This is a genomic window from Pedococcus sp. P2_E5 (assembly GCF_056403895.1).
The window spans coordinates 1-26,480 of record NZ_JBFUEP010000044.1 but is presented as its reverse complement, the minus strand read 5'-3'; the positions used below and the strand labels follow the sequence as shown (position 1 = coordinate 26,480).

26 protein-coding genes are annotated in these 26,480 nt (G+C 68.9%); 17 read left to right on the top strand and 9 right to left on the bottom strand.

Annotated features, from left to right (window positions below):
* The first annotated feature begins 66 nt into the window (after positions 1–66).
* The 4 genes from AC1DVZ_RS15015 (at position 67) to AC1DVZ_RS15000 (ending at position 2,509) form a co-directional block, all read left to right on the top strand.
* Positions 67–369 carry a hypothetical protein gene (locus tag AC1DVZ_RS15015; RefSeq protein WP_477619012.1) on the top strand — a complete coding sequence of 101 codons (303 nt, stop codon included), beginning with the start codon at positions 67–69 and terminating at the stop codon, positions 367–369.
* Between the two features lie 47 nt (positions 370–416).
* Positions 417–965, top strand: a complete 549-nt coding sequence (locus AC1DVZ_RS15010) for an HD domain-containing protein (RefSeq protein WP_477619011.1) — start codon at positions 417–419, stop codon at positions 963–965.
* Positions 966–1,194: 229 nt separating this feature from the next.
* Positions 1,195–1,872 (top strand): Panacea domain-containing protein, encoded by a 678-nt coding sequence (locus tag AC1DVZ_RS15005; protein WP_477619010.1) that lies wholly within the window; start codon positions 1,195–1,197, stop codon positions 1,870–1,872.
* A complete protein-coding gene (locus AC1DVZ_RS15000) occupies positions 1,856–2,509 on the top strand; it encodes a hypothetical protein (RefSeq protein ID WP_477619009.1) in 654 nt (217 codons plus the stop codon). Before AC1DVZ_RS15005 ends, AC1DVZ_RS15000 begins: the two co-directional genes overlap by 17 nt.
* A gap of 70 nt (positions 2,510–2,579) precedes the next feature.
* Here the strand turns inward: AC1DVZ_RS15000 and AC1DVZ_RS14995 are convergent, their stop codons facing one another.
* The 4 genes from AC1DVZ_RS14995 to AC1DVZ_RS14980 form a co-directional block, all read right to left on the bottom strand.
* Complete coding sequence (locus AC1DVZ_RS14995) at positions 2,580–3,443, bottom strand: hypothetical protein (RefSeq protein ID WP_477619008.1); 864 nt, start codon at positions 3,441–3,443, stop codon at positions 2,580–2,582.
* Between the two features lie 568 nt (positions 3,444–4,011).
* Complete coding sequence (locus tag AC1DVZ_RS14990) at positions 4,012–4,860, bottom strand: hypothetical protein (RefSeq protein ID WP_477619007.1); 849 nt, start codon at positions 4,858–4,860, stop codon at positions 4,012–4,014.
* A gap of 402 nt (positions 4,861–5,262) precedes the next feature.
* The gene (locus AC1DVZ_RS14985; RefSeq protein ID WP_477619006.1) at positions 5,263–5,733 is read right to left on the bottom strand and encodes an NUDIX hydrolase; all 471 of its coding nucleotides are present in this window, start codon (positions 5,731–5,733) and stop codon (positions 5,263–5,265) included.
* A 10-nt stretch (positions 5,734–5,743) separates the two neighbouring features.
* On the bottom strand, positions 5,744–6,499 hold the full coding sequence (locus tag AC1DVZ_RS14980; RefSeq protein WP_477619005.1) for an XRE family transcriptional regulator: 756 nt from the start codon (positions 6,497–6,499) through the stop codon (positions 5,744–5,746).
* A 330-nt stretch (positions 6,500–6,829) separates the two neighbouring features.
* Here AC1DVZ_RS14980 and AC1DVZ_RS14975 point away from each other — a divergent pair, with 330 nt between their 5' ends.
* Both AC1DVZ_RS14975 and AC1DVZ_RS14970 read left to right on the top strand, forming a co-directional pair.
* Positions 6,830–7,243, top strand: coding sequence for a hypothetical protein (locus AC1DVZ_RS14975; protein WP_477619004.1), 414 nt, complete (start codon positions 6,830–6,832; stop codon positions 7,241–7,243).
* Positions 7,244–7,254: 11 nt separating this feature from the next.
* Positions 7,255–7,611 carry a hypothetical protein gene (locus tag AC1DVZ_RS14970; RefSeq protein ID WP_477619003.1) on the top strand — a complete coding sequence of 119 codons (357 nt, stop codon included), beginning with the start codon at positions 7,255–7,257 and terminating at the stop codon, positions 7,609–7,611.
* 46 nt (positions 7,612–7,657) lie between these two features.
* Here AC1DVZ_RS14970 and AC1DVZ_RS14965 read toward each other — a convergent pair whose 3' ends face one another.
* Complete coding sequence (locus tag AC1DVZ_RS14965) at positions 7,658–8,158, bottom strand: hypothetical protein (RefSeq protein ID WP_477619002.1); 501 nt, start codon at positions 8,156–8,158, stop codon at positions 7,658–7,660.
* Between the two features lie 103 nt (positions 8,159–8,261).
* Here AC1DVZ_RS14965 and AC1DVZ_RS14960 point away from each other — a divergent pair, with 103 nt between their 5' ends.
* The 6 genes from AC1DVZ_RS14960 to AC1DVZ_RS14935 all read left to right on the top strand — a co-directional run bounded on the left by AC1DVZ_RS14960 (position 8,262) and on the right by AC1DVZ_RS14935 (position 14,759).
* Positions 8,262–9,308, top strand: coding sequence for a C40 family peptidase (locus AC1DVZ_RS14960; protein ID WP_477619001.1), 1,047 nt, complete (start codon positions 8,262–8,264; stop codon positions 9,306–9,308).
* A gap of 87 nt (positions 9,309–9,395) precedes the next feature.
* Entirely contained in the window at positions 9,396–9,680 is a 285-nt protein-coding gene (locus AC1DVZ_RS14955; protein ID WP_477619000.1) for a DUF6112 family protein, read from the top strand.
* Complete coding sequence (locus AC1DVZ_RS14950) at positions 9,677–10,477, top strand: hypothetical protein (protein ID WP_477618999.1); 801 nt, start codon at positions 9,677–9,679, stop codon at positions 10,475–10,477. The genes AC1DVZ_RS14955 and AC1DVZ_RS14950 overlap by 4 nt, the downstream gene beginning before the upstream one ends.
* Positions 10,474–11,790, top strand: coding sequence for a hypothetical protein (locus tag AC1DVZ_RS14945; RefSeq protein WP_477618998.1), 1,317 nt, complete (start codon positions 10,474–10,476; stop codon positions 11,788–11,790). The genes AC1DVZ_RS14950 and AC1DVZ_RS14945 overlap by 4 nt, the downstream gene beginning before the upstream one ends.
* Positions 11,791–11,799: 9 nt before the next feature.
* The gene (locus AC1DVZ_RS14940) at positions 11,800–13,293 is read left to right on the top strand and encodes an SCO6880 family protein (protein ID WP_477618997.1); all 1,494 of its coding nucleotides are present in this window, start codon (positions 11,800–11,802) and stop codon (positions 13,291–13,293) included.
* Positions 13,290–14,759, top strand: a complete 1,470-nt coding sequence (locus AC1DVZ_RS14935) for an ATP-binding protein (RefSeq protein ID WP_477618996.1) — start codon at positions 13,290–13,292, stop codon at positions 14,757–14,759. Before AC1DVZ_RS14940 ends, AC1DVZ_RS14935 begins: the two co-directional genes overlap by 4 nt.
* Before the next feature lie 687 nt (positions 14,760–15,446).
* Here the strand turns inward: AC1DVZ_RS14935 and AC1DVZ_RS14930 are convergent.
* The 4 genes from AC1DVZ_RS14930 to AC1DVZ_RS14915 all read right to left on the bottom strand — a co-directional run bounded on the left by AC1DVZ_RS14930 (position 15,447) and on the right by AC1DVZ_RS14915 (position 20,998).
* A complete protein-coding gene (locus AC1DVZ_RS14930; RefSeq protein WP_477618995.1) occupies positions 15,447–16,790 on the bottom strand; it encodes a hypothetical protein in 1,344 nt (447 codons plus the stop codon).
* A gap of 115 nt (positions 16,791–16,905) precedes the next feature.
* Positions 16,906–18,369, bottom strand: a complete 1,464-nt coding sequence (locus AC1DVZ_RS14925) for an argonaute/piwi family protein (RefSeq protein ID WP_477618994.1) — start codon at positions 18,367–18,369, stop codon at positions 16,906–16,908.
* The gene (locus tag AC1DVZ_RS14920) at positions 18,366–20,192 is read right to left on the bottom strand and encodes an SIR2 family protein (protein WP_477618993.1); all 1,827 of its coding nucleotides are present in this window, start codon (positions 20,190–20,192) and stop codon (positions 18,366–18,368) included. Before AC1DVZ_RS14920 ends, AC1DVZ_RS14925 begins: the two co-directional genes overlap by 4 nt.
* 293 nt (positions 20,193–20,485) lie before the next feature.
* Entirely contained in the window at positions 20,486–20,998 is a 513-nt protein-coding gene (locus AC1DVZ_RS14915; RefSeq protein ID WP_477618992.1) for a hypothetical protein, read from the bottom strand.
* A gap of 284 nt (positions 20,999–21,282) precedes the next feature.
* Here AC1DVZ_RS14915 and AC1DVZ_RS14910 point away from each other — a divergent pair, with 284 nt between their 5' ends.
* From AC1DVZ_RS14910 to AC1DVZ_RS14890, 5 genes are all read left to right on the top strand, one after another.
* Entirely contained in the window at positions 21,283–21,618 is a 336-nt protein-coding gene (locus tag AC1DVZ_RS14910; protein WP_477618991.1) for a histone-like nucleoid-structuring protein Lsr2, read from the top strand.
* A 952-nt stretch (positions 21,619–22,570) separates the two neighbouring features.
* A complete protein-coding gene (locus tag AC1DVZ_RS14905; RefSeq protein ID WP_477618990.1) occupies positions 22,571–24,202 on the top strand; it encodes a type IV secretory system conjugative DNA transfer family protein in 1,632 nt (543 codons plus the stop codon).
* Positions 24,203–24,273: 71 nt separating this feature from the next.
* Positions 24,274–24,612, top strand: coding sequence for a hypothetical protein (locus AC1DVZ_RS14900; RefSeq protein ID WP_477618989.1), 339 nt, complete (start codon positions 24,274–24,276; stop codon positions 24,610–24,612).
* 78 nt (positions 24,613–24,690) lie between these two features.
* Positions 24,691–25,245 carry a hypothetical protein gene (locus AC1DVZ_RS14895; RefSeq protein WP_477618988.1) on the top strand — a complete coding sequence of 185 codons (555 nt, stop codon included), beginning with the start codon at positions 24,691–24,693 and terminating at the stop codon, positions 25,243–25,245.
* The coding region (locus AC1DVZ_RS14890) for a CHC2 zinc finger domain-containing protein (RefSeq protein ID WP_477618987.1) at positions 25,242–26,480 on the top strand (1,239 nt) is incomplete at its 3' end. The genes AC1DVZ_RS14895 and AC1DVZ_RS14890, both read left to right, overlap by 4 nt.

Here is a 26,480-nt window from a genome sequence, read left to right as displayed (position 1 = left end):
CGGACTCTCCTTGTCGTGCCCCAACGTCGGCGTACTCGGGTCAGTTCGCCAACGAAGGAGCTGAGCATGACAACCGTCCCGATTGGTAGCGACGCCCGTCGCCGCTTGCAGGAGGCGCAGCGCGCTGAGTCGGCTGCCCTGGCGGCCACGACCAAAGCGTATGCCGCGCTCATCCGCGTCCAGCGCAGGGTGGAGACCGCGCAGGGCGAGGTCGACCGCGCCGTCGCGGCTTTGGTCGACGTCTCAGGCGTTGACCGCGCGGCGCAACTGTTGGGCCAGCCCGTCGGCGTCGTCAGGCGCGCCCATCAGCGCTGCACGCGTCAGACCCCTGAGCCGCACGGCATATCCCAGCAGCGATCTGCGCCGTGAGCGCCGTCGGGTCGGCGACCCTGGTGCGACTCTTCTACGCTGGCCCGGTGGAGCCATGGACTCATGAGCGGGCGCGAGCGACTGCCCAGTCGCTGGTGGGGCCGCTGGGGCGCCGCTGGGACCACACCGTGCAGGTTGCCCGGCGAGCTGAGGATCTGGTGGTGGCCGGCGCCGACCCCGCCGTTGCTCTGGCGGCGTGGCTGCACGACATCGGATACGCCCCCTCGGTGGCGAGCACCGATCTCCACGCCCTCGACGGCGCCCACCACCTGAGCGCCTTGGGTGCACCAAGCGAGGTCATCTCCCTGGTCGCCTACCACACCGGTGCCGAGTTCGAGGCGGTCGAACGCGGGCTTGCCACCGAGCTCCACGTCTTCGACCGACCAGACCAGGCCGCCCTGGACGCCCTCACCCTGGCCGACCTGACCACCGACCCGGCCGGCGGCATCGTGCAGGTGGACGAGCGGCTTGCCGAGATCCTCCAGCGCTACCCGGACGACCACCCGGTGCACCGCGCGATCGAGAAGTCCTCGCCCTACCTGCGGGAGTGCGCGCAGCGCGCCGCGACAATGTTTGCAACGGCGGCCGGGACCTGATCAGGAGTCCCACGTGAGTACCCCGGTGCTGGAAAGACAGGAACATCAAGCCAACATCGCCGGCTGATCCCTGTACGCCTGCAACCGCTCACGGTCCGCACAGGGCTCACCGCCTCCACGGTCCTGCGGCGCGGCTCACGCACCGTGCGGGCACCGGCTGGCACGATCGCGGCAACACGGACGCGTACGGCCCCGTACGATAGAGCCGAGACCGGGAGGGGAGGACACCATGAGCAGCACCGTGCACGACGTCGCCGCGGCCGTACTTGCCCGGGTCGGCCCCACCGAGGCGATGAAGCTGCAGAAGCTCGTCTACTACAGCCAGGCGTGGCACCTCGCCCTTACCGACAGCCCCCTGTTTCCCGACACCATCCAGGCGTGGAAGGACGGCCCCGTCGTCCAAGCCCTATGGCAAGGCCACCGCGGGCGCCGCTCCGTGGGCCGGTGGGAGCCCGGGAATGGTGCGGCCCTGGCGCCGCGCAGCGCTGCCGTCGTAGACCTGGTGTGCCAGGTGTACGGAGGCCTCTCAGGGGACGAGTTGTCCGAGCTGACACACCAAGAACTCCCCTGGCGGCAAGCGCGCGGCAACACGCCCGAAGGGCAGGCCAGCCAGGCTGCCATCAGCACCGAGACGATGACCTCGTACTACCGAGGCCGGGAGCTGGCCGGCCGGTCCGTCGCGGACCTGGTCTCCGGCGGGTTGGCAGGGCTTCAGAACCCGCAAATCACGGCTGCGGAGCGCCGCCGGCTGCTGGCCGACATCCGCGCCGAATACGCCGGGTCGCCGCGTCACGAGCCGGGACCGCCCCCGGCGGTCGGTACGGCCCAGCACGGCGAGTGCGCCCTGACCTCGAACACCCAGGTGCGGGTCGACCGGACCCGCCCCACCCGTGAGCGCGCTCGCTGACGCCTACCCCGACCTGCACACGGTCGTCTTCGACGTAAACGTGTACCTCGACGTCGCGTCGCTGGTCGGGCCGCCCTTCACCTGGGAGAAGCTGCAGGGCGTCGCGGTAAGCCACCGGACGGCGTCGCTGCCGCACCTGCCTGACCGGCGCGTCGACAGCCTCCGAGCCATCGCCGTCAGTCAAGGTGGCCGGTTCGCCGGCCCTGAACCGCTGCAGGTGTGGACCTCGGACCACATCGACGACCTCGTGGTCCGCAAGGCGAGCCAACCGCGCGGCGGGCCAACCCCGGAGACGCGAGGCCTGGGCTGGTCCCACGAGCACGCCCAGGACCTCCTTATCGACCTCGTCGACGAACTCGTCTACGAGAAGACCGACGGTGGGCGCGTCACCATCGTTGGCGTCGACGGGAACCCGCCCCTGGGCCACGAAGACGCGTGCGTGTTCACCACGGCGCTCGGCGCCGCCACGGATGCGGCGCCACCGTCGATCAAGTACTGCGTCACCTGCGATGGACCCTTCCGAAAGGCCCAGGGCCTCAACCCGAACGTGACCGTCCTCTACCCGCACGAGTACGTCGACATGGTCCGCAAGTCACGCCAAGCACTCGCTCTAGCGTCGATGCGCACCGCCACCTGAGCGCGTGAGCCCGCCCGGCCGGTCCCGGGCCTCCGGACGGCATTGGGCAAGAGGCCGGGAAGTTCGCCGGTCAGCCAGCCGTCATGCGACGTTCGACGGTGTTCCACACCACCCTCAAGGCATCGCTGGCCAAGCCCTCGTCGTGCAACGTGAACCGGTGTCGGCGCGGCGTCACGCCTGTCGACATGTCGACGAACGTGCCGTCCGGCCGACGATTCTCGTCCGCCTCGACCACGACCAGGTCACTGTCTGCGAGGACCCAGTACTGCTCCCAGGCGGACTGCTTGACCCCGAAAATCTCGCCGCGTCGTACGGCGCTGATGTGCGCCGGGCTCGACTGCGCGCACAACCGCCGGTACATCAGGTAGGTGGCGATCTCGGTGTCCTCGAGGACGTACACCCAACCCTTTAGAAAGAAGTCGACCGGGACGGTCACCACGTCCTTGGTAGTCGCCGGGATGCTGTAGGACACCGGGAGGCCAACCGCGCGCGGTCCGGAGTCCTCCAGCAGTCGGACCATGTCGTACCCGCTCTTGCGCTTGCCGGAGTTCGGCAACTCCAACAGCGACACGTCCGGTCTGGCCAGTCGCTGCAGGGCGCTGCGGGCGGAGCCGGCCCTCTTTGCGTGGACTGCCCGTGAGGCCGACCCGGCGCCAGGGCCAGCCGGCGTCACGATGAGGTCTTCCCAGGCGACCTGGGAAGACCGCTTCCTCGTGGGGCTCAACGGCATGTCCAGGACGTGAGGGCTCGAGCCGGGCCTCGTCTGGGCGATGAACAGCGCGAGCAGCGCGACGCGCAGCGCATAGCCGCGAGAGTTGATGAGCAGGCTGAGCGGCGGGGCGGTGGACGGAGGTGCCACCTCGATGAACCGACTGCGCACCCGGACGCTCTGCGGCTGACGCCCGTCGTCATGGAACTGCCTCAGCGCGGTCAACGCCGTCTCGTACCCACTCGCTTTGACCTCGTCTAAGGCCTCCAAGGATCTCAGCCTGGCAGCGAGCCGGCTCGCTCTCGTCTTTGTAGCCATTTTGGGTCAGGACGTTTCAACACGTCCGTATTCGCCTTCGTTGATCATGACTTGATGACATCGATCGGACGTGTTGAAACGCCCAATCCGTGCCCCCACGCTAACACGCGGATACGGGTCGGGCGTGACAACGTGGGCACATCGCACGACGGCGCCCCCCGGGCAAACGGGAGACGCCGTCTCGGAAGCTCGCAACTAGCCGAAGGAACTCCGTATGAGCACTCTACCGACCCCACCTCCCCGCGGAGCCTGGTCCGCCCTGCGGGTAGCCGCCATCGTGGCCACCTCGATCATCATTGCGATCACCTGGTCCGATATCGCAGCCGGTCTCGGGCTCGCCGTGGCGGTGCTGGCATGGTGGCGCCCCCGCTCCCCGCGGGGATAGGCCCGACGTAGGAAACGAACGGATTTCCCGGTAAGTCCGGACAGTCCCAAATGCCCGCCTGCTCGCTCGACGAGACGTCCGGCGCGGTGCCTACTCGGCGAGGGCCGCGGCAAGCACCTCAAGTAGATGCGCTCGAGCACCTGCCAGGTCGTACTCACCCCGTGAGCTGGCAGCGACGAGCTCCTCCAGCGGCCACCGGACCAGAACCCCGTGCCGCGCCGACAGCATCGCCAGCTCGTCGAGGGAGTAGTTGTCGTCCCAGTCCAGCAGGGCGTAGGACACAACCTGCTGCAGGTTCGCCTTCCCAAGAGCCGAATCACGCACCGCCTTCACCTCGACCAGCGACCCGCCCAGGATGAGGTCCCCATCGGCGCCACCCACCGCTGACGACCCGACGAAGGAGGGGCCGCGCACCACCGGCGTCTTCCCAGCCAGCGGAGCCAACGCCGAAAGGGAGGCATGCATCGTCGAGTTGACGTCATCCACCCACGCCGGGTCAACAGCTGCGAGCGCCTCGTCGAGAGTCCGGGCCGCCAGCAACGGCTCGTACCAAGGGTCGTCCATGCGCCTGATGCGGTACGCCTGGTCGGCCAACCCGACCAGGCACGCCACACGGGCCTCACGGTCAGCGTCCACCCCAAGGCACGGGCCGCTCATCTCAGCGGCCAGGGCCTCGAGCACGCCCGCGTTCGCCCCAGCCAGTAGGAGCATCAGCTGACCGGGGAACGGACTGGCGACCCCAGCGAAGTGCCACGCGATGCGCTCGTTGATGGCATGCCCAAGCGGGGTGTGCGGCAGGTCGCGGTTGAAGCTGGCGTCCGCACCGTTCATCTGCGCCTTCCACGCGACGCGCGCATGCCGGCCCAGGTCAGGCAGCATCGCTTCCAGAGCCACCCGCAACGGTGAGGAGGAGCTCTGGAGTTCACGCCTGAGGGTCATCGGGTCTCCTGGTGTACCGGGGTGGGGTGGTTGCGTGGAACGTACCCTCGGCCCCCGACATGCAGCGGGAAGGCGATCCACGCGGGGTGGTGCGCCCCAGGTCGCGTCCGGGGCGCCCCAGGTGGTGCGCCAGTAATGCGACGCCCGTGGTGCGCTCAGAGTTGCGTCTAGCACAGTGATGTACGGCGTGGTGACGGCCCGGGCATAGACGCGGGCGCGGTCACCGCGTGATTCGAGGAATCTCCTACAACCCACTCGAAGAGAGGCACTGCGATGACCGCACGACCCAGTAGCATCCCTGCCGAGTTCCTGCACGAGCACCCGGACAGGCGAGCCCGGATCTGATGCGTGAGCTGATGGGGTGTTCGTGAACACGCTTCATGGCGTGTCCGACGTGGCGGTTTAGCCGATGAACGGCTGGTCGCGGTGCTCGAGGTAGTGCTGGATGCGCAGCCGCATGGACGGATGCATGGGCAGGTCGAGCAGGTCGGTCGGGTCGACCCATTCGACCGCCTTGCTCTCGGAGCTGGTGCGCGCCTGGCCGCCCAGCAGCTGGGCCCTGAAGCAGAGCGAGAACTGCTGCCGCACTTCGCCGTCGTCGTAGGCCATGACATGCCCCGGGTTGGTGTAGGTGCCGACCAGGCCGGTCACCTTCACGTCGTAGCCGGTCTCCTCGCTGACCTCGCGGATCACGRTGTCGGCGATGGACTCCCCGATGTCGTGCCCGCCCCCGGGAAGGGCCCACAGGTTGTTGTCGGTCTTGTGGATCAACAGGATCCGGCCTTGGTCGTCCTCGACGACAGCGGTCACGGACGGCACGACGCTGTTGGCGKCGGGCGCGTTCGGGTCGTCGATGTAGTCGATTCGGGACATGGCCGTCACGCTACGTGATGTCGGCGGCCTCCACCGCCCGGCCGCTGTCCCAGGTGCGCTCGAACCCATCCACGTAGTGGGTGAACATGCGTCCACCGGGCAGGTGGTGCAGCTGCAGCACGGGCGAGCTGCCGGCGGCGGATCCTAGGACGTGGGTGTTGACGAGCAGGTCGTCGTCGAACCGGAACATCGAAGCGTAGAGAGTCTGCTCGTGCATGCGGGCCGCGATGTTCGGCTCGTCGAGGAAGGGCCGGAAGTACTTCCAGGCCAGGGTGCACCGGTCGGCGAGCGAGGACCCGATGCCTTCCTCCAGGCCGCGCAGCCGCACCGCGTCGCAGGCCGGGTCGCCCAGGCACAGCCGCACCTGGACACCGTCCGCGGCCCGCTGCGCGAGGGTGGCGTCGAAATCCGGCACGGCGTCGTGCAGGAACGTGGCCGCGAAGGCGAGGATGTCGATCTGCCGCTGCGCCTGGGCGAGCAGGCCGGACCAGAGCGCCATCGGGATGGCGCCACGGCTGGGGTGAATGCCCACGAGCTCCTCGCGGCTCGTCTCACCCCGCTGCGCCTCCGAAACCGCCGTGGGCCAAAGGAACCCGTCGTCCTTGCCGACCGCGCTAGCGACCGCCATCCGGTGAACGCGATGCGGCACGCGGTCCTTGCTGATCCACCGTTCCACGGTCTTGGGGTCCACCCCGACGATCTCGCTGAGGCCTCCGACAGACAGGTGCGCGCCGACCAGCGCCGCCCGCAGTCGCTCGTTCGCCATCCCGTTCCTCCCTGCCCCGTCCGGGACGTGCTCTCTCATGTGCCGCGCCGCCGGACGTCCCGAACCGTCCCACGGCGCGGTTATCGCGTCCCCGCCCCAGCGGCTGTCCTGATCATGCGCCGCATCAGCGGCGGTCGCTCGACGAGAGCGGCCAATGACTAGTCAAGCGGATGGACGCCGTGAACGGCAGACCTCAGCAGGCACCTGTGGATAACCAGCGAACCGTCGCACCATCCACAGGCACGCTGGCCTTCGGTTGCCGATCACTGGTCGGCGCCCTTGCCTGATAGGCACCAGCGCTGGTCCGCATCCGGGACAGGGGAGGCAGTGATGACGTTCAGACAGCAAGGCAGGGCGCAGGCGGTGATGCGAGCGCTCTTGGACTGCCCGCGGCTCGACAGGCCCAGCATGCAACGCGACCGGCTGTGGCTGGTCGTCCGCGACGAGGTGTGCACCCGCACCAGTGCGCAGGTTGTCCCGCTCGGTTCGACGGCCGCGGTCACCGTCACCGAGGACCACGCCACCGCGGAGCTGATCTGCGCCATGGAGTGGCTCTTCAAGCACGAGACCAAGGCACGCGGGCTGCCGCCAGACGCCCTCTACTCCCACCTGCGCAGCGCCGCCACGCGCCGCGACCACGGCTCCGCCCGCGCAGCGCAAGCCGACGCCCTGCGCGGCATGACGGGCGTCGGTCCCGGCGATGCGGTGCAGTGGCTGACTCGCGACCCGATGGAGGCCTGGTGATGGCTACGACGATGGACGAATGGATCCGGGACGAACTCCAGCTCGGGCAGAACGACCCCCGACTGAGGATCGTCGCGCCGGCAGCAGACATCCTGCTGTCCCGGGCGGTGGCTGCGGCGCAGCGGGGTGCGACCGACCCGCTCCTCACTGTGACCGCCAAACGCGCCGGTGGGAACTCGCGCGCCTGCACCAAGCGGATGCTGGAGCAGCTCGGCCTCGAGCCGCGCGCCCGCCGAGTGGTGCACCGCCTGCTCGCCGGGAGTCCCTCAGGCTGGCCGGGACTGCTGCGCATCTTCAGCGAACAGCGCCACGTCACCGAAGGGGAGCGGACCTACGCCCGTCGCCAGCTGCGACTGCTGGACGAATGAGACCACCACCATTGAGGGCTAGAACGGTGCTGTGGCTCAGGTGCACTCAGGGCGGCGTGACCGTGGAGCGTATGGGTTCCAGGGCAGGGTGCGAGACGAGCGCCTCGGCCCCGTACAGCATGGCCACCCCGGCGACCGCCAGCACCGCCGCCTCCGGTCCGGAGAAGAGCCGGGGCCGGCCATCGCCGTAGTCGAGGATCACGTGGCCGGCGACCAGATCCGCCTCGAACCCGACCAGGGTCGACCACCATTGCGAGCGGAGGGTGCCGTCGGGCAGCCGCACCAGCAGCCGGTGGTCGCTGACGACGACGTGGCACCACAGGGCTGGGCTCCACTGCCCCTCGACGCGCCACCGCACCCAACACCAGGTGGTGCGGTGAGCGTTCTCCCCGTTCTCGAGGACGATGCCGAGCCCCATGACGTCGACGTGCTCGGGTGACCGTAGGCCGCCGAGCTCCAGCGCGAGGGCGCGAGCATCAGCCGCCGCGACCTGCGCTGCCGGGCCGGGCGCAGGGGTGGGCTTCGTGGCTCGGAGCCTGGTTCGCATCGCACCCTCCCTGACGGTTGTGACTTCCTGACACTGTCTCGCACAGTCACGACAGTGCAACCTCACCAGAGCGTTGGTGCCCCGGCGCGGCCGTACCCACGCCATGACACCAATGCGCGTGGCTGCTGCGCTGACGGCCGGTGCCGTGGCCGTGGGGGTCGTGGGCTTGACCGCGGTCGCGGGTGCGCTCGCCCAGGCGGCACCGGTGCCGGTGTGCGCCGGCACCGGCCCGGTGGGTGGGCTCAGCGACGCCCAGGCACGGAACGCCCGCACCGTCGTTGCCACTGCCTCGACCCGCGCCGGGCACCGGGGCGCCCTGGTCGCCGTGATGACCGCCATGACCGAGTCGAGTCTGCTGATCCTTGGCAACCCCCACGACCCCGACGGCACAACGCTTCCCAACCAGGGCCTCGGTTACGACCACGACTCCCTGGGCCTGTTCCAGCAGCGCCCCGGGTGGGGGACCGCCGCCCAGCGGATGGACCCGGTCGCCTCGACCAACCTGTTCCTCGACGCCCTCCYGGCTCTGCCGGGATGGCAGCGGGCCGATCCGTGGGTCGCGGCCCAACGGGTGCAGCGGTCCGCCTGGACCGGCACCCCCACCGAGGTCAACGGCTGGTCCGACACCGTCGGCGGCAACTACCTGGCCAACGCCCAGCGCGCCGCCAGCATCGTCGACGCCATCGTGGCCACCTCACCGGATTGCGGCGCTGGCCCCACCGACACGGTCCGCGCAGGCCTGCCGCCCGGGTACACCCTGCCCGCCGACACCTCCCCCGCTGCGAGGGTCGCGGTCACCTTCGCCCTGGCCCAGCTCGGCAAGCCGTACGTGTGGGGGGCAACCGGCCCCAAGGCATACGACTGCTCGGGCCTAACCAGCACGGCCTGGCGAGCCGCCGGGGTGACGATCGGGCGCACCACCTACGAGCAGGTGCACGACGGCACCGCCACCATCCTGGACCGCCTCGCCCCCGGGGACCTCATTTTCACCCCCGGCAGCGACGGCACCACCGCCGCCCCGGGCCACGTCGGCATGTACATCGGCGCCCGTCGGGTCGTGGAGGCGCCGCAGACCGGGGACGTGGTCAAGGTCGTGAGCCTGTCCTCCTACGTCTCCGGCGGCGTCTCCACGATCCGGCATATCGCGTGAACGAGCCGACCGATGGTGCCCCAAGAGGCCCGTACACCAGATACGTGCGCGGGATCGGCCCGCCGCAGCTGCGAAAGGCAAAATGCCATGTCGGCACCCACCATCGACATCCAACCCAACACCACCGGTTTGCCCGGGCTGGCCGCGCTGGAGTCCATCGTCGGCGCCATGCTCACGTTCGGGCTGATCGCCGCGGTCGCTGGGGTCGCCATCTCCGCCTCCGCGTGGGCGATCGGCGCGCACTCCTCCAACCCGCACGTGGCGGGCAAGGGCAAGTCTGGCGTCCTCGTGGCCGGCGGTGCGGCCCTGTTGATCGGCGCCGCCAACACGATCGTCACCTTCTTCAACAACGCCGGAGCCTCGATCCGATGAGAGACCTCGATTTGCCGCCCCGCCGGCACGCCGGGCGTCGCGGCCTGTACGTGGGGTCCGTGGTCAGCCTGCTCGCCCTTGCGGTCGCGGTGCCCGGCCTGCTCACCCGCACCAACAGCACCGCGGACCGACGCTCCGCCGTTCCGGCGCCTGCTACGAGTGTGCCGAGCCCAGGGGCTGACCGCGCGGTTCCGCCACCCTCCTCTGGGCGGGAGGTCGACGACGCCGTGGCGGCCATCGCCAGGACACCGCGCTACCCAGCCGCTCCAGCCGCTACCCGCATCACCGGCGCCGCCGCCCAGCAGCCTGACCTGTACGCCGCCGAGTTCGTCCGCCGTCTCCTGACCCGGGACTACACCAGTCCCCGCGAGGAGTACCTGAGCTGGGTGCAGGCCGAGTCCGCGACCACGACCGAACCGCTCGTCATCGGGCTCGTGCCGGAAGACCTACGGGACCGGTTCGCCGTCTGGTCCGTCACCGACGCGACCGACGGCCCGCCGCCGGTGCCGTCCGCTCCCGAGTGGGCGCGGCTCGGGGCATCCCGAACCGTCGACACCGCCACGGTCGAGCGGGTGCAGGAACCGACGGCGTGGATTGGGGCCGTCCAAGCTGGGCGCATCACCGACCCCGGCATCACAGCTCGGCAGGTGAGTGCCACGGTGATCAGGCGGACCGGCGCCAAGACGCAGACCTTCAGCGTCTCGGCCAGCCTCAACTTGGAGGGTCCACTGGTTCGTCCCACGTGGGGCGTCGTCGCGGTGATCACCTACACCGCCATCCCGGTGAGTGCGTCATGAGCTGCACCGGCCCCAACGCCTTCAACCCCCTGTGCGTGGTGTCGAACGCCGTCGCGGACCAGGCCAACGCCGCGGCCACGTCGACGTTCACCCACATCGCCGGGTACTTCGGCACCGCCGCCGAGCACGCCACCGTGTGGCTGTGGAAGGAGATCGACCACGCCACCACCCTCGACCTACGCTCGCCGGAACTGCTGCGCGAGCTCGCTATCACGGGCGCGATCGCCGGGGTGATCTGCATGGGCTTGTTCGTCATCCAGGTGATCCGCGGGATACTGCGCCGCGAAGCCGGAGCCCTCGGCCGCGCCCTGTCCGGACTCGTCGTCGCGACCATCGGCACCACCTTCGCCCTGGCAGCCACCCAAGCGCTGCTGACCGCGGTCGACGCGCTCAGCGCCGGTGTCGTCCAGGCCACGATGGGCACCAACATTTCCGGTCTGGGTGCCAAGCTCACCGCAATCCGGCTGTCCAGTACCGGGAACCCGGCCACCGTGCTGCTGTTGTCCCTGGTGATCCTGTCCGCGGTGGTGATCGTGTGGGCGGCGATGCTGGCTCGCAAGCTCATGCTGCTCGTGGCCGCCGTGCTGGCGCCGATCGCGTTCGCCGGCGCGGTCGCGGACTTCTCCCGAGCCTGGGTGCGGCGCTGGATCGAGTTCGTCGTCGCGATGGTGGTCTGCAAGCTGCTGCTCGTTATCATTCTGTCCATTGGTGTCGCCGTCCTCGACGGCGCCGGACAGGCCTCAGACGGTGCCACCCAAGCCACCACCCAGATGGTCGGCGGCGCCTTGGTCTTGTTGCTGGGCGGCCTGGCGCCGTGGATCGCGATCAAGACCTGCACCTTCGCCGGGGAGGCGCTGCACGCCGCCCACGTCAGCGCCATCCACTCTTCCAGCGGCGCCCGCGCCGTGATCAGCGCCCCGCAGAAGGTCCTCGCACTGACATCGACCGCCCGTGCACTCGTTCCCGGTGTCGGGGCTGCAGGCGGTGTCGCCCTCGGCATGGCGGCCGGCGGCGGCGGTGGGCCCGCCAAACGCGCCGACGCGTCCGGCGCCCTCGACAACTCACCCCGCCCGGGCGAGGCCCACGGCGACGGATCCGCCCAGAGCCGCCCGGTTGGGGCCGCGGAGCAGCGTGGCCGAGTCGCAGCATCGGCCACGCCCACGGCCTCAACTGGGCCCGCCGCCTCCAGCCAATCCACGAGACCTTCCGGGTCGAGCCCGCAAGCCGATCGAGCATCGGCGCCCACGGGTCCAGACCCAAACGCCGGTGCGCCGCAGCTCCAGCCACCGCACCATCCGCCCCCTCGACAGTGAGGCACGAGCATGACCGACACCCTGACCGACACCCGCCCCGGTACCGCGGCGCCGCCCGCCGCGGTGCGCTTCTCCCGGCTGCCCCAGCGCGGCATACTCCTCGGGCTCTCCGCCGCCCGGCTGGTGTGCCTTGCCGTGGCCGCCGCGGTGCTCGCGGTTTCCCTGTTCGCGGGCGGATCCGCCGGTGCCGCGCTCACCATGCCGCTGTGGGCAGGCGCGGTCGCTGCGGCTCTGGTCCGCTGGCGCGGCAAGACCCTCATCGAGCTTGCACCCACCGCGGCACACTACCTGTGGCGCGCCCGCACCGGGCAGACCCGCTACCGCGCCCGCCCCGAACGCCCCCGCCCCGCAGGCACGCTGGCACTACCCGGTGACGTCGCCGCGCTGCGGTTCCTGCCCGACCCCGACACCGGCACCGGCACCGGCACCGGCACCGGCACCGCGATGCTGCACGACCCGCACCAGCACACCCTGACCGCGGTCGCGCTCGTGCGGCATCCCGCGTTCGTGCTCCTCTCGCCGGATGAGCAGGCGCGCCGGGTGCACGGCTGGTCCCGCGCCCTGGCTCACCTGGCCGCCACCGGCGGTACCCGCGTCCAGGTGCTGGAGATCTCGCTTCCCGATGCCGGACGCGGCATCACCGGCTGGTGGCAGACCCACCGCGCCGGGGATCCCGACGGTTGGGCCGTGCGGGAGTACGAGGAGCTCATGACGACCGTCGTACCCGCCGCCGCCACCCACCGCACCCTGGTCGCACTATCGCTGGACCTGCGCAAGGCCCGAGCCCACATCCGGCAGTCCGGCCGCGGCCTGCGCGCAGCCGCGGCTTTCCTGAAGCAGGAGATGACCTCGTTCGAGGCCAACCTGCGCGCCGCCGACCTCATCCTCGACACCTGGCTGGGGGAGGCCGACCTCGCCGCAACGCTGCGCACCGCCTACGACCCCGGCTACGGCGCGGGCGACCGCATCCCGGCACGCCTCGAGGGCGCTGGGCCGGTCGCGGTCGACGAGCACTGGGACCACCTGCGGCACGACACCGCCTACTCGGCGGTGTTGTGGGTCAAGGAGTGGCCCCAGACCGCGGCGCCGCCGTTCTTCCTCCACGCCCTCATCTTCCAACCGGCCATCCGCAAGACCCTGTCGATCAGCTACGAACCGGTCCCGGTCGATGAGGCCATGCGCGACATCCGCCGCGCCAAGGTCGAGTACGCCACCGACGCCGCGCAAAAGGCCAAGATGGGCGTGCTCGCCGACCTGTCCGACTCGGTGGAGGCCGCCGACGTGCTCGACCGCGAACGCGCCCTGGTCGCCGGGCACGCCGACATCCGGTTCACCGGGATGCTCACCATCACCGCCCCCACCCGGGACGCGCTCGAGGCCGCCGTCGCCGAGATCACCCGGGCCGCGATCCAGTCCGGCTGCGAAACCCAGCGCCTGCTCGGGCAGCAGGCGCGCGCGTTCACCGCGGCCGCGCTGCCCCTGGCCCGGAAGGTCGCCCGATGACCAGGCCCAGCCCTTTCTACTCGACCCCTGGCAAGCGGCGAGGTATGCCGGGGCGCCGGCATGGCGCCCCGGCGCGCGTCGGCAACGGGGCGGCGCCTCGGCCGCCCGAGACGGTAAGGGACGCCGACGCTGCGGCATACGTGCCCGCCCGCGGCGAGACCGGTCCAGAGGCGGGCAGGTCGCTGCGCCCGTTCCGGCTCCCGACCCACCGGGCCACCTCCGACGTCGTCGCCGGCGCCTACCCGTTCCTCGCCGAAGCGGGCCTCGGCTCGGAGGGGGTCTACATCGGGCAGGACGCCTGGTCCGGCGGCGGCTTCTGCTTCGACCCCTGGGTCCTGTACGGCACCGGCGTGCTCACCAACCCCAACTGCGTCCTGGCGGGCGTGGTCGGCAAGGGCAAGTCGTTCCTGGCCAAGTCGATCGCCACCCGCTCCATTGCCCTCGGCCGTCGCGTGTACGTACCCGGCGACCCCAAAGGGGAGTGGACGGCGGTCGCCGCCGCGGTCGGCGGAGCATCGATCCAGCTCGGCGGCGGAACCCCCCACCGGCTCAACCCCCTCGACCCCGGCCCCCGCGGCTCCGCGGCCAGCGACGAGGAATGGCGGCACGAAGCCACCCTGCGCAGGCGGGTGCTGCTGGGATCGCTGGCCGAATCGGCACTCGGCCGGCCGTTGCAAGCGGTTGAACACACCGCCCTCGACGTCGCCCTCGACAACGCCATCCAGGCCGCTGCCGAACCGACCCTCCCCTTGGTGGTGCAGGCCATCCTGGAACCCCGCGACTCCGTACCCGGAGCGACCGTCGGCGAGCTCGCCCACGACGGCCGCCACCTCGGGCACGCGCTGCGCCGACTCGTCGCCGGCGACCTCGCGGGCCTGTTCGACGGCCCCTCCACCGTCGAACTCGACCCCACCCTGCCCATGGTGACACTCGACCTGTCCCGCGTGCAGGGATCGGACCAGATGATCGCCATGCTCATGACCTGCGCCTCAGCCTGGATGGAAGCAGCCCTCACCGACCCCCACGGTGGACAGCGGTGGGTCATCTACGACGAAGCCTGGCGACTCATGCGCCAACCAGCCCTGCTCGCCCGCATGCAGTCGCAGTGGAAGCTCTCCCGCGGCCTCGGCATCGCGAACCTGCTCATTGTGCATCGCCTGTCGGACCTGGACGCCGTCGGCGACCACGGCTCCGAAGCCCGCGCACTGGCCCGTGGGTTGCTGGCCGACTGCTCCACCAAGATCGTCTACCAGCAAGAGGTCAGCGAAGCAGCGCACGCCGCGATCCAGCTCGGCCTCACCACCGCCGAACGCGACCAGCTCCCGGATCTCCAACGAGGAGAGGGCCTTTGGCGCGTCGGCAGCCACGCCTTCGTCGTGCGCCACACCCCCACCGCCGGTGAGTCCGGGATCTTCGACACAGACTCGCGCATGAGACTGAACCCCAACGGGTTCCGCGAATCTTGAGGCGAAATCGCTTGAATCCGAGTGTAGTTCGCGTGCGGCACGCTACGTGGTTGTCGGGATTGGGGAACCGGAGCGTCGTCGGGGTCGAGGTCGGGGTGCGCGAGGGTGCTCGCGTATCGCTGCGCAGCTGAGACGGTCAGGCCGAACAGGTCGCACACATCCGGCGGACATCGCTTGCGGTGACGTGGATCTCAGCCAGGATGCGGTCTTCGCGAAGGGCCTGAGGTTTGAGGTCCGTCTTGTGTCAGGGAAACTGGCTGCCGACGGGCACCCTGCGGGGTGCGGTGTTGCGGCTGAGGGTTGAGTCGCACGACCCTTGACGGTCCCTCCGGCGGCATGTACCTGGGCAGTCACTTTCAGCCACGCGGGAGCCAAAGCACTCCCTGTCGCCCCAGTGCTTCGTCGGTGTCTAGGTTGCATAATCGAAATGGACCGGGCAGATCACGGTCATAGGACGTCCTTCGAGTGGCCACCACCGGGTTCGGCCGAGTGGCCACCACCGCGTTCGGCAGCGTCCACCTGCTGACGCCCAGGGAGAAGAGCGACCAGAAGGTCGCAGCAACCCTCCGCATGCCAAATGACGGCGGCTGGTTGACCTGGTCGACCACGTTGCCGACATCGGCCACATCACCCTCGTGGCACTCGAGGCGCGAGCCGCAATCAGTCCTAGGGCTGCGGCGGCGGAAGTCAGGCCCCTCCGGCGATGCGCGCCCGCAGCTGCGGATACCCGTAGTAGGCCTCCGTGTCGCCATCTGGGGCGTTGGCCTCCAGATAAGCGGCGATGTCGCGCCAGGACGGCACCACACCTGGGAGGTGCCGGGTTCGCTCCCAGAGCTGCTCGAGTGTCGGCGGAGTCCCGGACGCCATTCTCACGTCACTTGAATGCTCGAGCGCGTCATGAAGCCGTCGAACCTCTGCGCCTGTGAATAGGTCGGCTTGCGGCAGGACCAGGTAAGCGAGGCGGTAGTCGGCTGTGCGCCAGCTCCAGGTCTCACCTAACCGGTTGAGCGCTTCGTTAAGCAGCACGGTCGACGGCGCGCCGGCGATGACAGCGGCAAGCTCGGCATCCTCGAGCTGGCTGACACGGGCGGCGACAGCGTTCTGGACGCTTTCCGGCGCGTTCGATACGGACAGGGTCCGCCACAGAGTCAGGAAAGGCACGTCGAAGTTGACTACCGCGCTCTCGAACCGCGGGATTGACGCATCAGGGATAACGGCCCACGCTGGCTGCAGGTCTCCAAGCGAGCCGATGAACTGGCCAAGCTGGCTGTCAGTCAGTCCACTACCGGCCTCCACCTTCCCGACCACGGCCTCAAGGGCGGCAGCGAGCAACGGAGGCGCCACCTGGTCCAGAGCTTTCGCCGTTTGACCGAGACGAGTCCACACAAGGTGGTTGTTCTCCGGAGGGTTGATGCATCCCTTCACGACGACCTTCGCGAGGCTCGTCTTCAACGCGCTCTTCCCATGATCGAGGTACCGGCTCCTTAGGTAGGCACCAAGCTCTGCCGTTGTCGCGAACCAAGAGACACCCTTGGTCTCCGCGGTGAACCGTTCGATGGCCTTCCGCCCAGCGGTGGGGCCATGCCGAAGAACCGAGTCCACGGCCGTTGCTATATGCGCACGCACGATCTCGGCGGTCGGCTCGAAAACCTCCTCGCTGGACACGAACGCCGGATGGGCGCAGATGTGGCGGTCGTCGCGCAGTCGGACAAGCGCGACGTGGTCGCGGGCGTCGATTAGCTCGTAGGTGTCCCGGCAAACATCCAGGAGTTCCTTCTCGAACTTCATCAGCTGCTGGGTGTTCGTCGTCTCGATGGCAAGGTTGAGATCGGCGATGTGCTTCACCGCGGCAGCTTCACCCTGTTCGGCCAGCTGCCGGACCTTTGCGACAAGATCGACCGCGACCGCGACCCACAGCGACACGATGGCGGCCTTGAACGCACCCGCGTTGTACGCAGTCGTCGCCTCAAGGAGATGCTGGCGCGACCGGTTGTTGCGGACCGCACCGACTAGCTCTTCGATAGACCTCACTCGCATGCCTCCCATATCCGTCAGGTACGAAGAGGCTATGTGTCGTGCAACGTCGCGAACGCCTCGGCGCAGTGCATTAGGCAAGCGAACGCCGGCCAGGGGACCAAGCATCCGATTACATGAACAGGCGGTATGGGTACTCGGTGCCGCCGAGCATAGGTCCCCTAGCGATGGCGCGGGCAAGGCGTGAGGAGTACTGGATCGTCACTGGGACCGGGTCATACAGCGCGTCGTTGTTCCAGTCCATCTTGGTCAGCGCCAGCGCTTCGCTGCCGGCGAGCTCGAGCGGACCAGAACCAGCGTGGCGGCGCAGGAGCAGCGGTCGAGGAATGCTCTTCCCGCCCTGGTAGTAGTTTCCGCGAGGCGAAACGCCTGGGGCGTTCCCGGCAGCCCACAGCAGAGCTTCAGTCCCAGAGACTGGCAGAAGCACGCCTCGTGGCGTGGGGTACCCGTCGGGCTGGCTCCGTTGCCCGGGTCGCTGGGACGCCTGTAGCCACACACCTCGCCAAGAGGTGCTCGAAGTCAGCTCGATGCACTCCACCTCTCGCACCGCGGCGAACGCGTCCTTGGCTCCGGCGATCTCGTCCTCGCGAAACGGGGTGGTCTTGTGCAGCACCACTCGATGCGGGATGGAGCCGCCGTTCCTTGACTGGTAGACGCGCAGACTTCGGGCCAGGACCGACCGCATGTCGTCGCGGCTCAGGTAGGGGTTGCGGCGGGCATCTGCATGGTCGCCAGCTATCGGGTCGCGGGCTTCGTAGGCGACGAACTGCATACCTCCACCGTCGGTGTCGAACACCTGGGAGCAGCACGTCACAAAGCGGGCTTCTCGAGGGTCGCCGCGGAAGGCGTACCCGAGTCCGATGTACGCGGTACCTTCCGGCACACCTGGCACCGGAGCGAGTTTCCACGGCACTCCGCCAGCTTTCACGTAGCACGCGATCGCGAGCCTCCAGGACCTCTGGGCGACGTAGCCAAAGTCGAACGTGGCGTCGTTGAGGACCTGAGTCGGGATTCCGCGCGCGGCCGCGAGGGCTTTGAGAACGTCGTGAGCGTCGAAATCCTTCGCGCGGGTGACCGGGTCCCAGCTGTCAGGGAGATGAATCGTGACGAGCTCAAACTCGCCGCGCTGTGTTTCAAGCTGCTGCAACGCTGCGTTGAACGCCTGCGTAAGGCGTTCGGCACCACTTCCCTCGCCCGGCAGGTCCCCGACGCGCTCAGGCCACTTGATGTGGCATCCCGCCGGGGCCGCGGGCACAAGGTCAGCCTTGAACAGTTGGCCGAAGCCCGGGTAATCGGGCGTGTACTGCGACTTGTCAGCAGCCTGGTGAGCACTGCGGAGACTGCTGAGGAGCTTGCGAACGCGTTCTGCGCCAGAAGCTGGGCCGACGGTAGCGATTCGGACCGCTGGAGTGAACCTCGTGAGGACCTGCTCGCTGTACGGGCCGTGCGCGATGAGACCCCGCAGCGGATGCTGGTCGACCGCGTCTGCTCGGTTGGCGTCGAACAGAAGATAGGGCTCCTGCAGGGTGCTGTACGGCGGAAGGTGCGCCGGCGCACGCCTCTGAGCCCCGCTCATGAGCGGCCTCCCGAGTAATCGGCGAGCACGCCCGCAGGGCGTGCCCACCCGGTGGTCGGGGACAGTACGAACTCAGCCGCGACCCCGCCAGCGTCGTCGGTCAGCTTCGTGGACCGGACCGTTGTCTGCGCACCTGCGGTGAACAACGTCGCCCACGCGTCGATGATGTTCGCCCAGGTCTTGTTGTACCGCCCGGCCCAGCGTTCTCGACGCCAGTCCGCCGCTGCGCGCTCGACCTCAGGCGGAGGGTCTTTGGGCGTGTCGACCCAGGTGAACGGCTCGTACACGCACCACCAGTGGTTGGCTCGATGCTCGAGACGGAGGTACACGCCTTCGGCGTACGCCATACCGAGCTTCGGAAGGTTGCCAGTGAGGTTGCCTCCATATGCCGCCTGCAGTGCCCCGAACTGGTCTCGCGTCCTCCTCGAGAAGTCGTTCTCCTCGCCGCCCGACCGCGGAGTTGCTGCCAGCACCGCGTGGAGCCCACGCACATGACGCCGACGAAGCGGCCTACCGCGCACAAGAGATCCAGCAAGAGCATCGACCAGTAGACCGACCGCCCAAGAATCGGTCAGCGGATCCAGAGGCACCTGCCCGTCTACTCGGATGCCCAGATCGGCTGCGGCGCCTAAGAAGTCGGCATCGCGCCCGAACGCGGTGACCTTGGTGCCGTGCATGGCGAAAGCGGTGTGCTTACGCACGTTGTGTTGGCCCAGCCGCTGACGGAACTCCTCGAGAGTGCACGACTTCTGCAGGGTGAGCATCCGAGCGGTGTCGGGCATCTTCAAGATGGGCAGTGCCGAGCATCGCAGGACGGGGAACTGAGCTGCTTCCGCGGTGGGCAGCTTCACCGGGATAGCGGCAGGTCGCTCCGCACGCGCGTCGATGTGCTCGACGAGTGGCGCCGGAAGGTCTGCGCCACGAGCGAGCTCGCCCGCCAGTTCGTCGAACGTCGAGACGTCGACGAGTGCCGTGTCGATTCCGGCGGCTTCGGCGCGCTCGAGGAACCGGGTCACGGAGTCGAGCAGAGGCTGACCGGGCTTGCGAGCCCAGTAAACGCCTCCTGGGAACGCACCTGCCCCAACCGCTTCCTCGAGTGCTTCCATTACGGAGTCGTCCCTGCCGCTGTAGCCGACGGCGAGCGGCCCGAGTCGCTGGCACAGCCCAATCAGGGTGCGCCGCTGCCGGTCGTCCTGTTTTCGGAGCTCGTCAGCAGTGTTCTTCAGCGCGACCTCTTGGTAATCGCCGTGAAGCTTCACGAGGAGCGGCCATGCACCGTCCGCCAGGACGCGTTCTCCACGCTCGGCACTGTCGATAGCGGAGATCGTGACGTGTGCGCGTTCGGAGGCAGGGAGCAGCTCATCGGTGACGACTGTGGCACGCTCGATGAACGGGTCGAAGTTGGTCGTGACGACGGCCGGCACCTTCTTCGTGCTAATCAGACTGGCCAAGACGCGATGGCCGTACGAGCCAGTTCCCCGTCGCACCTGCTCCTCGATGTATGCGCGCCTGTCAGTGAGGTTTGGGTACACAGCGGCGAACGCGACGCTGTATTCGCTCGGGTCATCTGTCGACGGGAATCCATGCTGATTATTGAAGAACTCGTTGATGCGCTCGCGCCACAATGGGTCAGACGGGTCCAGCTCTCGCCGGGTCAAGTTCGTCGCGTCTGCGTACAGGCGCGTCTTGAAGTCCAAAATCATGTCGTAGCCGGTCGGCACCCCCGCCGACGCGGAAGCCCCTGCACCCAGGAACCACGCGACACGAGGCCCGCGCGTCGTGAACACGCGGGCAAACTCTGCTGAAGACATCGTGCGGACCATCAGGCTCCTTGACTCCTGCGAGCAACTTCGTTACYAGCGGGCTTACGGGAGTTTGACCCTAACTGCAACCACCGACTGAAACCGGTTGCGCCCGTCGTCATCACAGGATCGTCGAGATGGTGCTCGCCTCCATGGCAAGCACCCGAGAGCCAGCGTCATTCCTTGGCCCTCAGGAAAAGCCGCGGATCCGCCGCGATGAGTGGGTCGTTCCGCCGCGTTGGGAGGGTAGCAGTTCAAGCCGGGTCCTAGAGGTCCTGTGTCTCCGCCGGCTCTGGTCTGCTGGAGCCCCCTACTTAGCCCAGTGACTGCTGATCCCTCAGGGTGAGTGTGGCCAACACGTCGCCTCGCCCCCGGCGGTCCAATAAATCCTGCGCCGCCTCTTCGATCGCTCTACCCAGTGCTGCGTGAATGCGCTTGATCCAATCTGTCGCCGCTTCAGCCTCAGCATGGCTCGTCCCCAGGAACTCAAGAAGCTTGGGATTATCGTACTCGCGTTGGTAATGAAACATCTGATTCCGAAAGCGGCGCAGCCTCTCGACCTTTTCATCGGTTAAGAGCTCGTCAAGCTCGGGATCGGCAAGCTTGGCTTTGCGCCATCCTTCGATCACGACGTAGACCGTGGCGTACCACAGGCTCATTGCGATCATGTCGTCCATCGACGTGACAGGGTCGATCTCGGATCGCGACTCGTCACGCTTGATCCGACGCATGAAGAGCTCGCGCAGGAAGTCCGCGTTGAGGAAGTACTTGTGAAGCGCCATTACCTGTAGGAACTGCTCGTCCTGCGGGTCACGCCCATTGACCATGTAGGAACCATAGGTCTCTCGCGAGCGTCCGAGCTCCGCGAGGCCGTGGGTAGGGCCACCGGGCATGTCTGCCTCATACCGCTGCCTTGCGGCTCGGCTCCGCCGTAGCCATGAGGGTTCACGGAAATCGGAAGGCGCCAGCGACAGAGACCGCGCCCAGCACTCCTACCTGGGAATGAACGTGTTGGTGGCATCTCGGAGGGTTACGACAGCGCCGGGTGCGGCGGCAGCCAATTTCGGTGGTCGATTAGCAATCCCAACCGATACGCGCAATCATTCTCCCCATGGCGAAACAGACGACGGTAACCATCACCGATGACCTCGACGGTTCGACCAACGCGAAAGAGGTCTCGTTCAGTCTTAACGGCCAGAACTACTTGATCGATCTCAGCGCGAAGAACCAGGCGGCTCTGGAGAAGGCGCTTAAGCCCTACATCGCGAAGGCGACTGAACAGGGCCGGCGGAGCAGTCGTGGCAAGGCCGGTCGCTCTTCATCTCGGGCAAAGTCAAACACTAACCTCACCGCCGTGCGGGAATGGGCGAAGAACAATGGGTATCAGGTGAGCGACCGCGGCAGGATCAGTGCGGATGTTCTAAAGGCCTACGAGGCAGCTCAGTAGCCCGCGAGCCGAGCAGTTCAAGTGCCGTGAGTGTGCGGCATTTCGCAGCGTGCGGGCGGCGGTCCGCAACTGGACTGGTCTGGCGTCGTTGCGCGGACGGCGTAGGGGGCGGTCGCTCACCCAGTCGAGGCGCTCGATTTCGTCTCAAGCTCCGCTTAGCTGGAGTAATCCTGCTCACCGAACCAGGGCACGGACACCCACACCGGCAGGCGTGGGCCTCGCCGCCTTGGCAGCCCTCGGCTGGGCCGCCTACATCGTGCTCACCTAGCACCTCGGCGACCGCTTCACCGCCCTCGCCGGACTGTCCATCACCAGTCCCATCGCCGCCCTCACCGTCGCAACCATTGGCATCCCCCAAAGCGACCGGACACATCCCGCCGAGCGTCCTGCTCTGCGCTGCAGGACTGGCACTCCTGCTGCCCGTCCTGCCGTTCGCCCTCGAACTGCTAGCCCTGCGACGAATGACCACAGCAGCGTTCGCGACCCTGATGGCCCTCGACCCGGCCATCGGCGCCGTCCTCGGCCTGCTCGTTCTTGCACCAGAAACCAGCAGCCGTGTACATCGCTGGCATCACCCTCGTTGTGTGCGCCGGAGCTGCAGCTCAACGCCACGGTCGCCGTCATGCCGAAGCGGCTGAACGCCCCGACGATGCACTCGAAATCCTGAGCTCGCGTCAATCCGCACGACCTGTTTCGCCATCGCCATCCGCTGTCACGCCGATATCACTGCGCTTTCCGCCACCAAGCGGGGCTCGCCGACCGCGCCGATCTTCCCAGGATTGCCTGTCTTGCGGCTCTGCGCGCTGGGAGATGAACGCTACTGCTGCGGTGCCAGCGTGGGCCGCTGGGGACGACGAGGACGGGATCGTCGGCGACCACTGTGCACCGCGGTGTCTCGTTGCTGCGTCGCAGCGCACGAGATTCGTGCGCGCTCTGGGTTGGGCTCGCGAACGTGCCCCGCTGGCCGCGTTTCCTCTTCAGAGCGATCAACGCTGGAGGCGACGTGGACGGATTCGGATTGGCGGCATTGGACGTCGGTGTCCGGCCGATGGTGGCGCTGTTGTGCGGGCTGGTGGGCTTCGCGTTGATGTTGGGCGCTGGGCGCGCCCGCCCAGGACGGGCGGGCCGGTCGCGTGGTGATGTCGAGCGGGATTGCGCCAGCCGGCGCGAGGTGGTGAGGGTTGCGGGTCGCCGTCAGCTGATGCGGCGCAGTCGGACCCTGCGGCCGGCCGGCCAGCGACCGGCGCCTGGCGATGTGGGGTACCGGATCGGCGTTGCGAAGGGGGTGGAGTGTTTCGCCTCAATCGAGGACTCGGTGGTGGTGTTGGGTCCGCCGCGGTCGGGCAAGGGGCTTCATTTGGCGATCCCGTTGATCTTGGACGCGCCGGGCGCGGTGGTGACCACGAGCACCCGTCCCGACAACCTTTCTGTGACGCTGCGCCGCCGCGCGGCGGCCGGTCCGGTCGCCGTGTTCGACCCTCAAGGGTTAGCCCGCGGGATACCGACCTCCACCAGATGGTCACCGATCCGGGGTTGTCAGGACCCGCATGTGGCGATGATCCGCGCCAAGGCGCTGACCGCCGGCGCCGCGGACGGCACCACGGACGCGAACTTCTGGCAGGCCTCGGCGGAGCAGGCGGTCCGCTGCCTGCTGCACGCCGCAGCCCTCGGTGACCGGTCGACGCGCGAGGTGTACCGGTGGTCCCTATCCGCGCTGAAGGCCCACGACGCGGTCCACATCCTCACCAACCACCCCGACGCGGCGCACGCGTGGAGCGAGGCCCTGGAGGCGATCCTGTCGGCCGACCCGCGGCAGCGCGACTCGATCTGGGCAATGGTCGCCATCGCGTTCTCCGCGCTCGGTGACCCGACGGTGCTGGAGGCCCTGTCCCCGGAGCCGGGGGAGCAGTTCGACCCCGAGGTGTTCCTGCGGGAGAGCGGCACCGTCTACTTGCTGGGCACCTCCACCGGCGCCTCGGCGACAGCGGGGATCGTCGCCGCATTCGTCGAAGACGTCGTCGAGGCGGCCCGCCGCAGCGCCGCCGCCTCGCCGGGCGCGCGCCTGGATCCGCCCTTGTCGCTGGTGCTGGACGAGGCCGCCAACTACCCGCTGCCGTCGCTGCCGGCGCTGATGTCCGAGGGCGGCGGCACCGGCATCTCCACCATCGTCGTGCTGCAGTCGCTGGCGCAGGCGCGACACGTGTGGGGTGAGCACGCCGCCTCCGCGATCTGGGACGCCGCCATCGTCAAAGTCATCCTCGGCGGCGGCTCCAACGCCCGCGACCTGGACGACCTCTCGCGCCTGATCGGGCAACGCGAACGCGCCACCACCTCGACCAGCCGCGGCGGCGACGGCCGCCGCAGCACGTCGACCTCCACCACGATGGTCCCGATCCTGGAGCCGGCGCAGCTTCGTACTTTGCCGTTCGGCACCGCCATCCTGCTCATGCGGGCCGCGCCGGCGATCGCCCTCACCATGCACCCGTGGACCCGCCGCCGCGACGCCCACCTGCTCGAGGCGGATCGGGACGCCACCGAGGCCCAGGCCCGCTCCATGCCGCGGCGTCCAGTGGTGTCGTCGTGACCGGCCCGCCCACGGACGGGTATGCCAGCCGGCCGGCTGGCCCGTCCCCGAACCCCTTCGTAGGCGGCCCCGTGCACGTGCCGACCCTCACCCACGCCGCCCGCGGCACGCTCCTCGACGACCTCGCGCCGTGGGTGGACACGCTCACGCGCCGGTTCGCCATGGATGTGCGCACGCTGCCACCGTGCTGGGACCGGCACAACGGCATGGTCGAGGTCCTCGCCGCACTGCGGGACTACGAACGCGGTGCGTTTGTCGGCACGGCACCCCCCACAGCCGCTATAGACTGGCTGCGCGCCGTGCGTGACGCCCTCGCGTTCCTGCGCGACCTGGGCGCCCTGACACAGTGCGCTGCTCGCGAGCACCGACCCGATCCCGAGCGACCCACTCTTCAGCCCTCCGGCGTCTGAGGCTGCCGGTGGTGCCCCGAGCGAGCCGTAAACCTTCCAGAGGCGCGACACCCGGTCGCGCGGGAAGGCACGCGGCACATGGAACCCGACACGCTGCTGGAACAGGACGAGCAACACCCATACGAGGCGCTGCTGCTCCAACTGGCCGTCATGGCCCAGGAGCACGTCCGCGACACCGCGGATCACGAGTACCAGCTGGGAATCCGCGACACCTGCCTCACCGTGGTCGCACTCACCCTCACCAAGGGGACCCGCCGAGACCCGGACCAGGTGCGGAACCTATTGACCGACGGGCTCACCAGCGGCGGGTGTGACGCGCCCCAGCTGCTGCGGCTTGCGCTGCAGGCCGTCCGCCACGCCGGCACAGGGCGGCTGGGACTGGACTGGGTGGGTCCGCGCACCTTCCAGGCACGGCACGGCCGCGTCGGCACCGATGAGGACCTGGCCAGCTGGCTCGGCCCGAACCGGTCGATCCGCATCTCGTGGCGCCGCGAGGCTGGCCGCCATGTCGGGCTGCTCTACGCCTACGACCAGCTGTGGGACGAGTACGCCGTTATCGCCGCCTGCGTCGACCGCGACCTGGCCCGTGACGCCTGCCGGCGCACGACCCCGAGCAGGGGAGCCGAACTGTGACCGGCCACGGGGCGGCGACCCGGGTCGACATCGACCAGCTTCGGGCCCGGCACCGCATCGAGGACGTCGTCGCCGCCTCCGGTGTCGAGCTGCACCCAACGGGTCGCTCCCTGATGGGTTGTTGCCCGTTCCACGACGACCGCACCGCGTCCCTGTCCGTGGGCGGCGTCCCGGACCGGTTCCACTGCTTCGGCTGCGGCGCTTCCGGCGACGTCATCGACTACGTCGCCCGGCTGCACGGCCTCAGTTTCCGTGAGGCGGTCGAGCACCTGGACCACGCACCGATCGCACCGACCACCTCTCCGGTCACTCAGCGTCCCGAGACCGGTCACCGTTTCGTGGACGTGCCCGTTGAGCGGGCGTATGCCGTGAACCTCCTTGCGTGGGAACACTGGACGCGCCCGGTGAACCACGCGTTCGCCTTGGCCTACCTGCGTCATTACCGCGGCATCGACCTGCACCCGGCGGAGACCGTGCGGGGTGACCGGCTGGTCGGGCACACCGGGACCGCGTGGGCCAGCATGACCAACCACCTGGCCCGCCACGGCGTCGCCACCGACGAGCTGGTCGCGCTGGACCTCGCCCACGCCACCCGCCGCGGCACCCTCATCGACACCATGCGTGGCCGGCTCGTCGTACCTGTGCGCGACGAGGCCGGGCGCATCACCGGGTTCCTGGGCCGCGACACCACCGGCGACGCACGGGCACCGAAGTACCGCAACCCCACTCGGACCGCGGTCTTCGACAAGGCCACCATGCTTTACAGCCCGCAACCTCTGACCGCGACGAACGATCCAGTCCTGGTCGTGGAAGGACCGATGGACGCTCTGGCCGTTACCGCCGCCGCGGCCGCGACCCGGATTCCGGTGATGGCTTGCACCGCCGCCGGAGTCGCGGTCACCCCCACCCAGGCCGACCGGGTCGCCGCCCTTTCACCGGGACGGCCAGTTCTGGTTGCGCTCGACGGTGACGCCGCCGGCCGCGAAGGCGCCGCCCGCTGGGTCGACCTCCTGCATGGCCGGCTCGGCCACCCGGTCCGCGTGGTCGACCTCCCCGACGGGCGCGACCCCGCGGACTGGATCGCCGACCACGGCCCCAACGCGCTTGGTGACCTGCTCGCCCGCGCCCGCCACCCGGCATGCCAGCCCGAACGCATCCACCGCCCCGAACCAGCGCAGCGGCGCGAGCCGCTGCGCCCCCAACTCTGGGCGCGAGCCGCTGCGCCCCCAACTCTG

What these genes read in the sequence shown, in the direction of transcription:
- AC1DVZ_RS15015 (WP_477619012.1), top strand. Translation starts at nt 67, where the DNA reads ATGACAACCGTCCCGATTGGTAGCGACGCCCGTCGCCGCTTGCAGGAG.
- AC1DVZ_RS15005 (WP_477619010.1), top strand. Translation starts at nt 1,195, where the DNA reads ATGAGCAGCACCGTGCACGACGTCGCCGCGGCCGTACTTGCCCGGGTC.
- AC1DVZ_RS14990 (WP_477619007.1), bottom strand. Translation starts at nt 4,860, where the DNA reads ATGACCCTCAGGCGTGAACTCCAGAGCTCCTCCTCACCGTTGCGGGTG.
- AC1DVZ_RS14980 (WP_477619005.1), bottom strand. Translation starts at nt 6,499, where the DNA reads ATGGCGAACGAGCGACTGCGGGCGGCGCTGGTCGGCGCGCACCTGTCT.
- AC1DVZ_RS14975 (WP_477619004.1), top strand. Translation starts at nt 6,830, where the DNA reads ATGACGTTCAGACAGCAAGGCAGGGCGCAGGCGGTGATGCGAGCGCTC.
- AC1DVZ_RS14970 (WP_477619003.1), top strand. Translation starts at nt 7,255, where the DNA reads ATGGACGAATGGATCCGGGACGAACTCCAGCTCGGGCAGAACGACCCC.
- AC1DVZ_RS14965 (WP_477619002.1), bottom strand. Translation starts at nt 8,158, where the DNA reads ATGCGAACCAGGCTCCGAGCCACGAAGCCCACCCCTGCGCCCGGCCCG.
- AC1DVZ_RS14955 (WP_477619000.1), top strand. Translation starts at nt 9,396, where the DNA reads ATGTCGGCACCCACCATCGACATCCAACCCAACACCACCGGTTTGCCC.
- AC1DVZ_RS14950 (WP_477618999.1), top strand. Translation starts at nt 9,677, where the DNA reads ATGAGAGACCTCGATTTGCCGCCCCGCCGGCACGCCGGGCGTCGCGGC.
- AC1DVZ_RS14945 (WP_477618998.1), top strand. Translation starts at nt 10,474, where the DNA reads ATGAGCTGCACCGGCCCCAACGCCTTCAACCCCCTGTGCGTGGTGTCG.
- AC1DVZ_RS14940 (WP_477618997.1), top strand. Translation starts at nt 11,800, where the DNA reads ATGACCGACACCCTGACCGACACCCGCCCCGGTACCGCGGCGCCGCCC.
- AC1DVZ_RS14935 (WP_477618996.1), top strand. Translation starts at nt 13,290, where the DNA reads ATGACCAGGCCCAGCCCTTTCTACTCGACCCCTGGCAAGCGGCGAGGT.
- AC1DVZ_RS14925 (WP_477618994.1), bottom strand. Translation starts at nt 18,369, where the DNA reads ATGAGCGGGGCTCAGAGGCGTGCGCCGGCGCACCTTCCGCCGTACAGC.
- AC1DVZ_RS14920 (WP_477618993.1), bottom strand. Translation starts at nt 20,192, where the DNA reads ATGGTCCGCACGATGTCTTCAGCAGAGTTTGCCCGCGTGTTCACGACG.
- AC1DVZ_RS14915 (WP_477618992.1), bottom strand. Translation starts at nt 20,998, where the DNA reads ATGGTCAATGGGCGTGACCCGCAGGACGAGCAGTTCCTACAGGTAATG.
- AC1DVZ_RS14910 (WP_477618991.1), top strand. Translation starts at nt 21,283, where the DNA reads ATGGCGAAACAGACGACGGTAACCATCACCGATGACCTCGACGGTTCG.
- AC1DVZ_RS14895 (WP_477618988.1), top strand. Translation starts at nt 24,691, where the DNA reads ATGGAACCCGACACGCTGCTGGAACAGGACGAGCAACACCCATACGAG.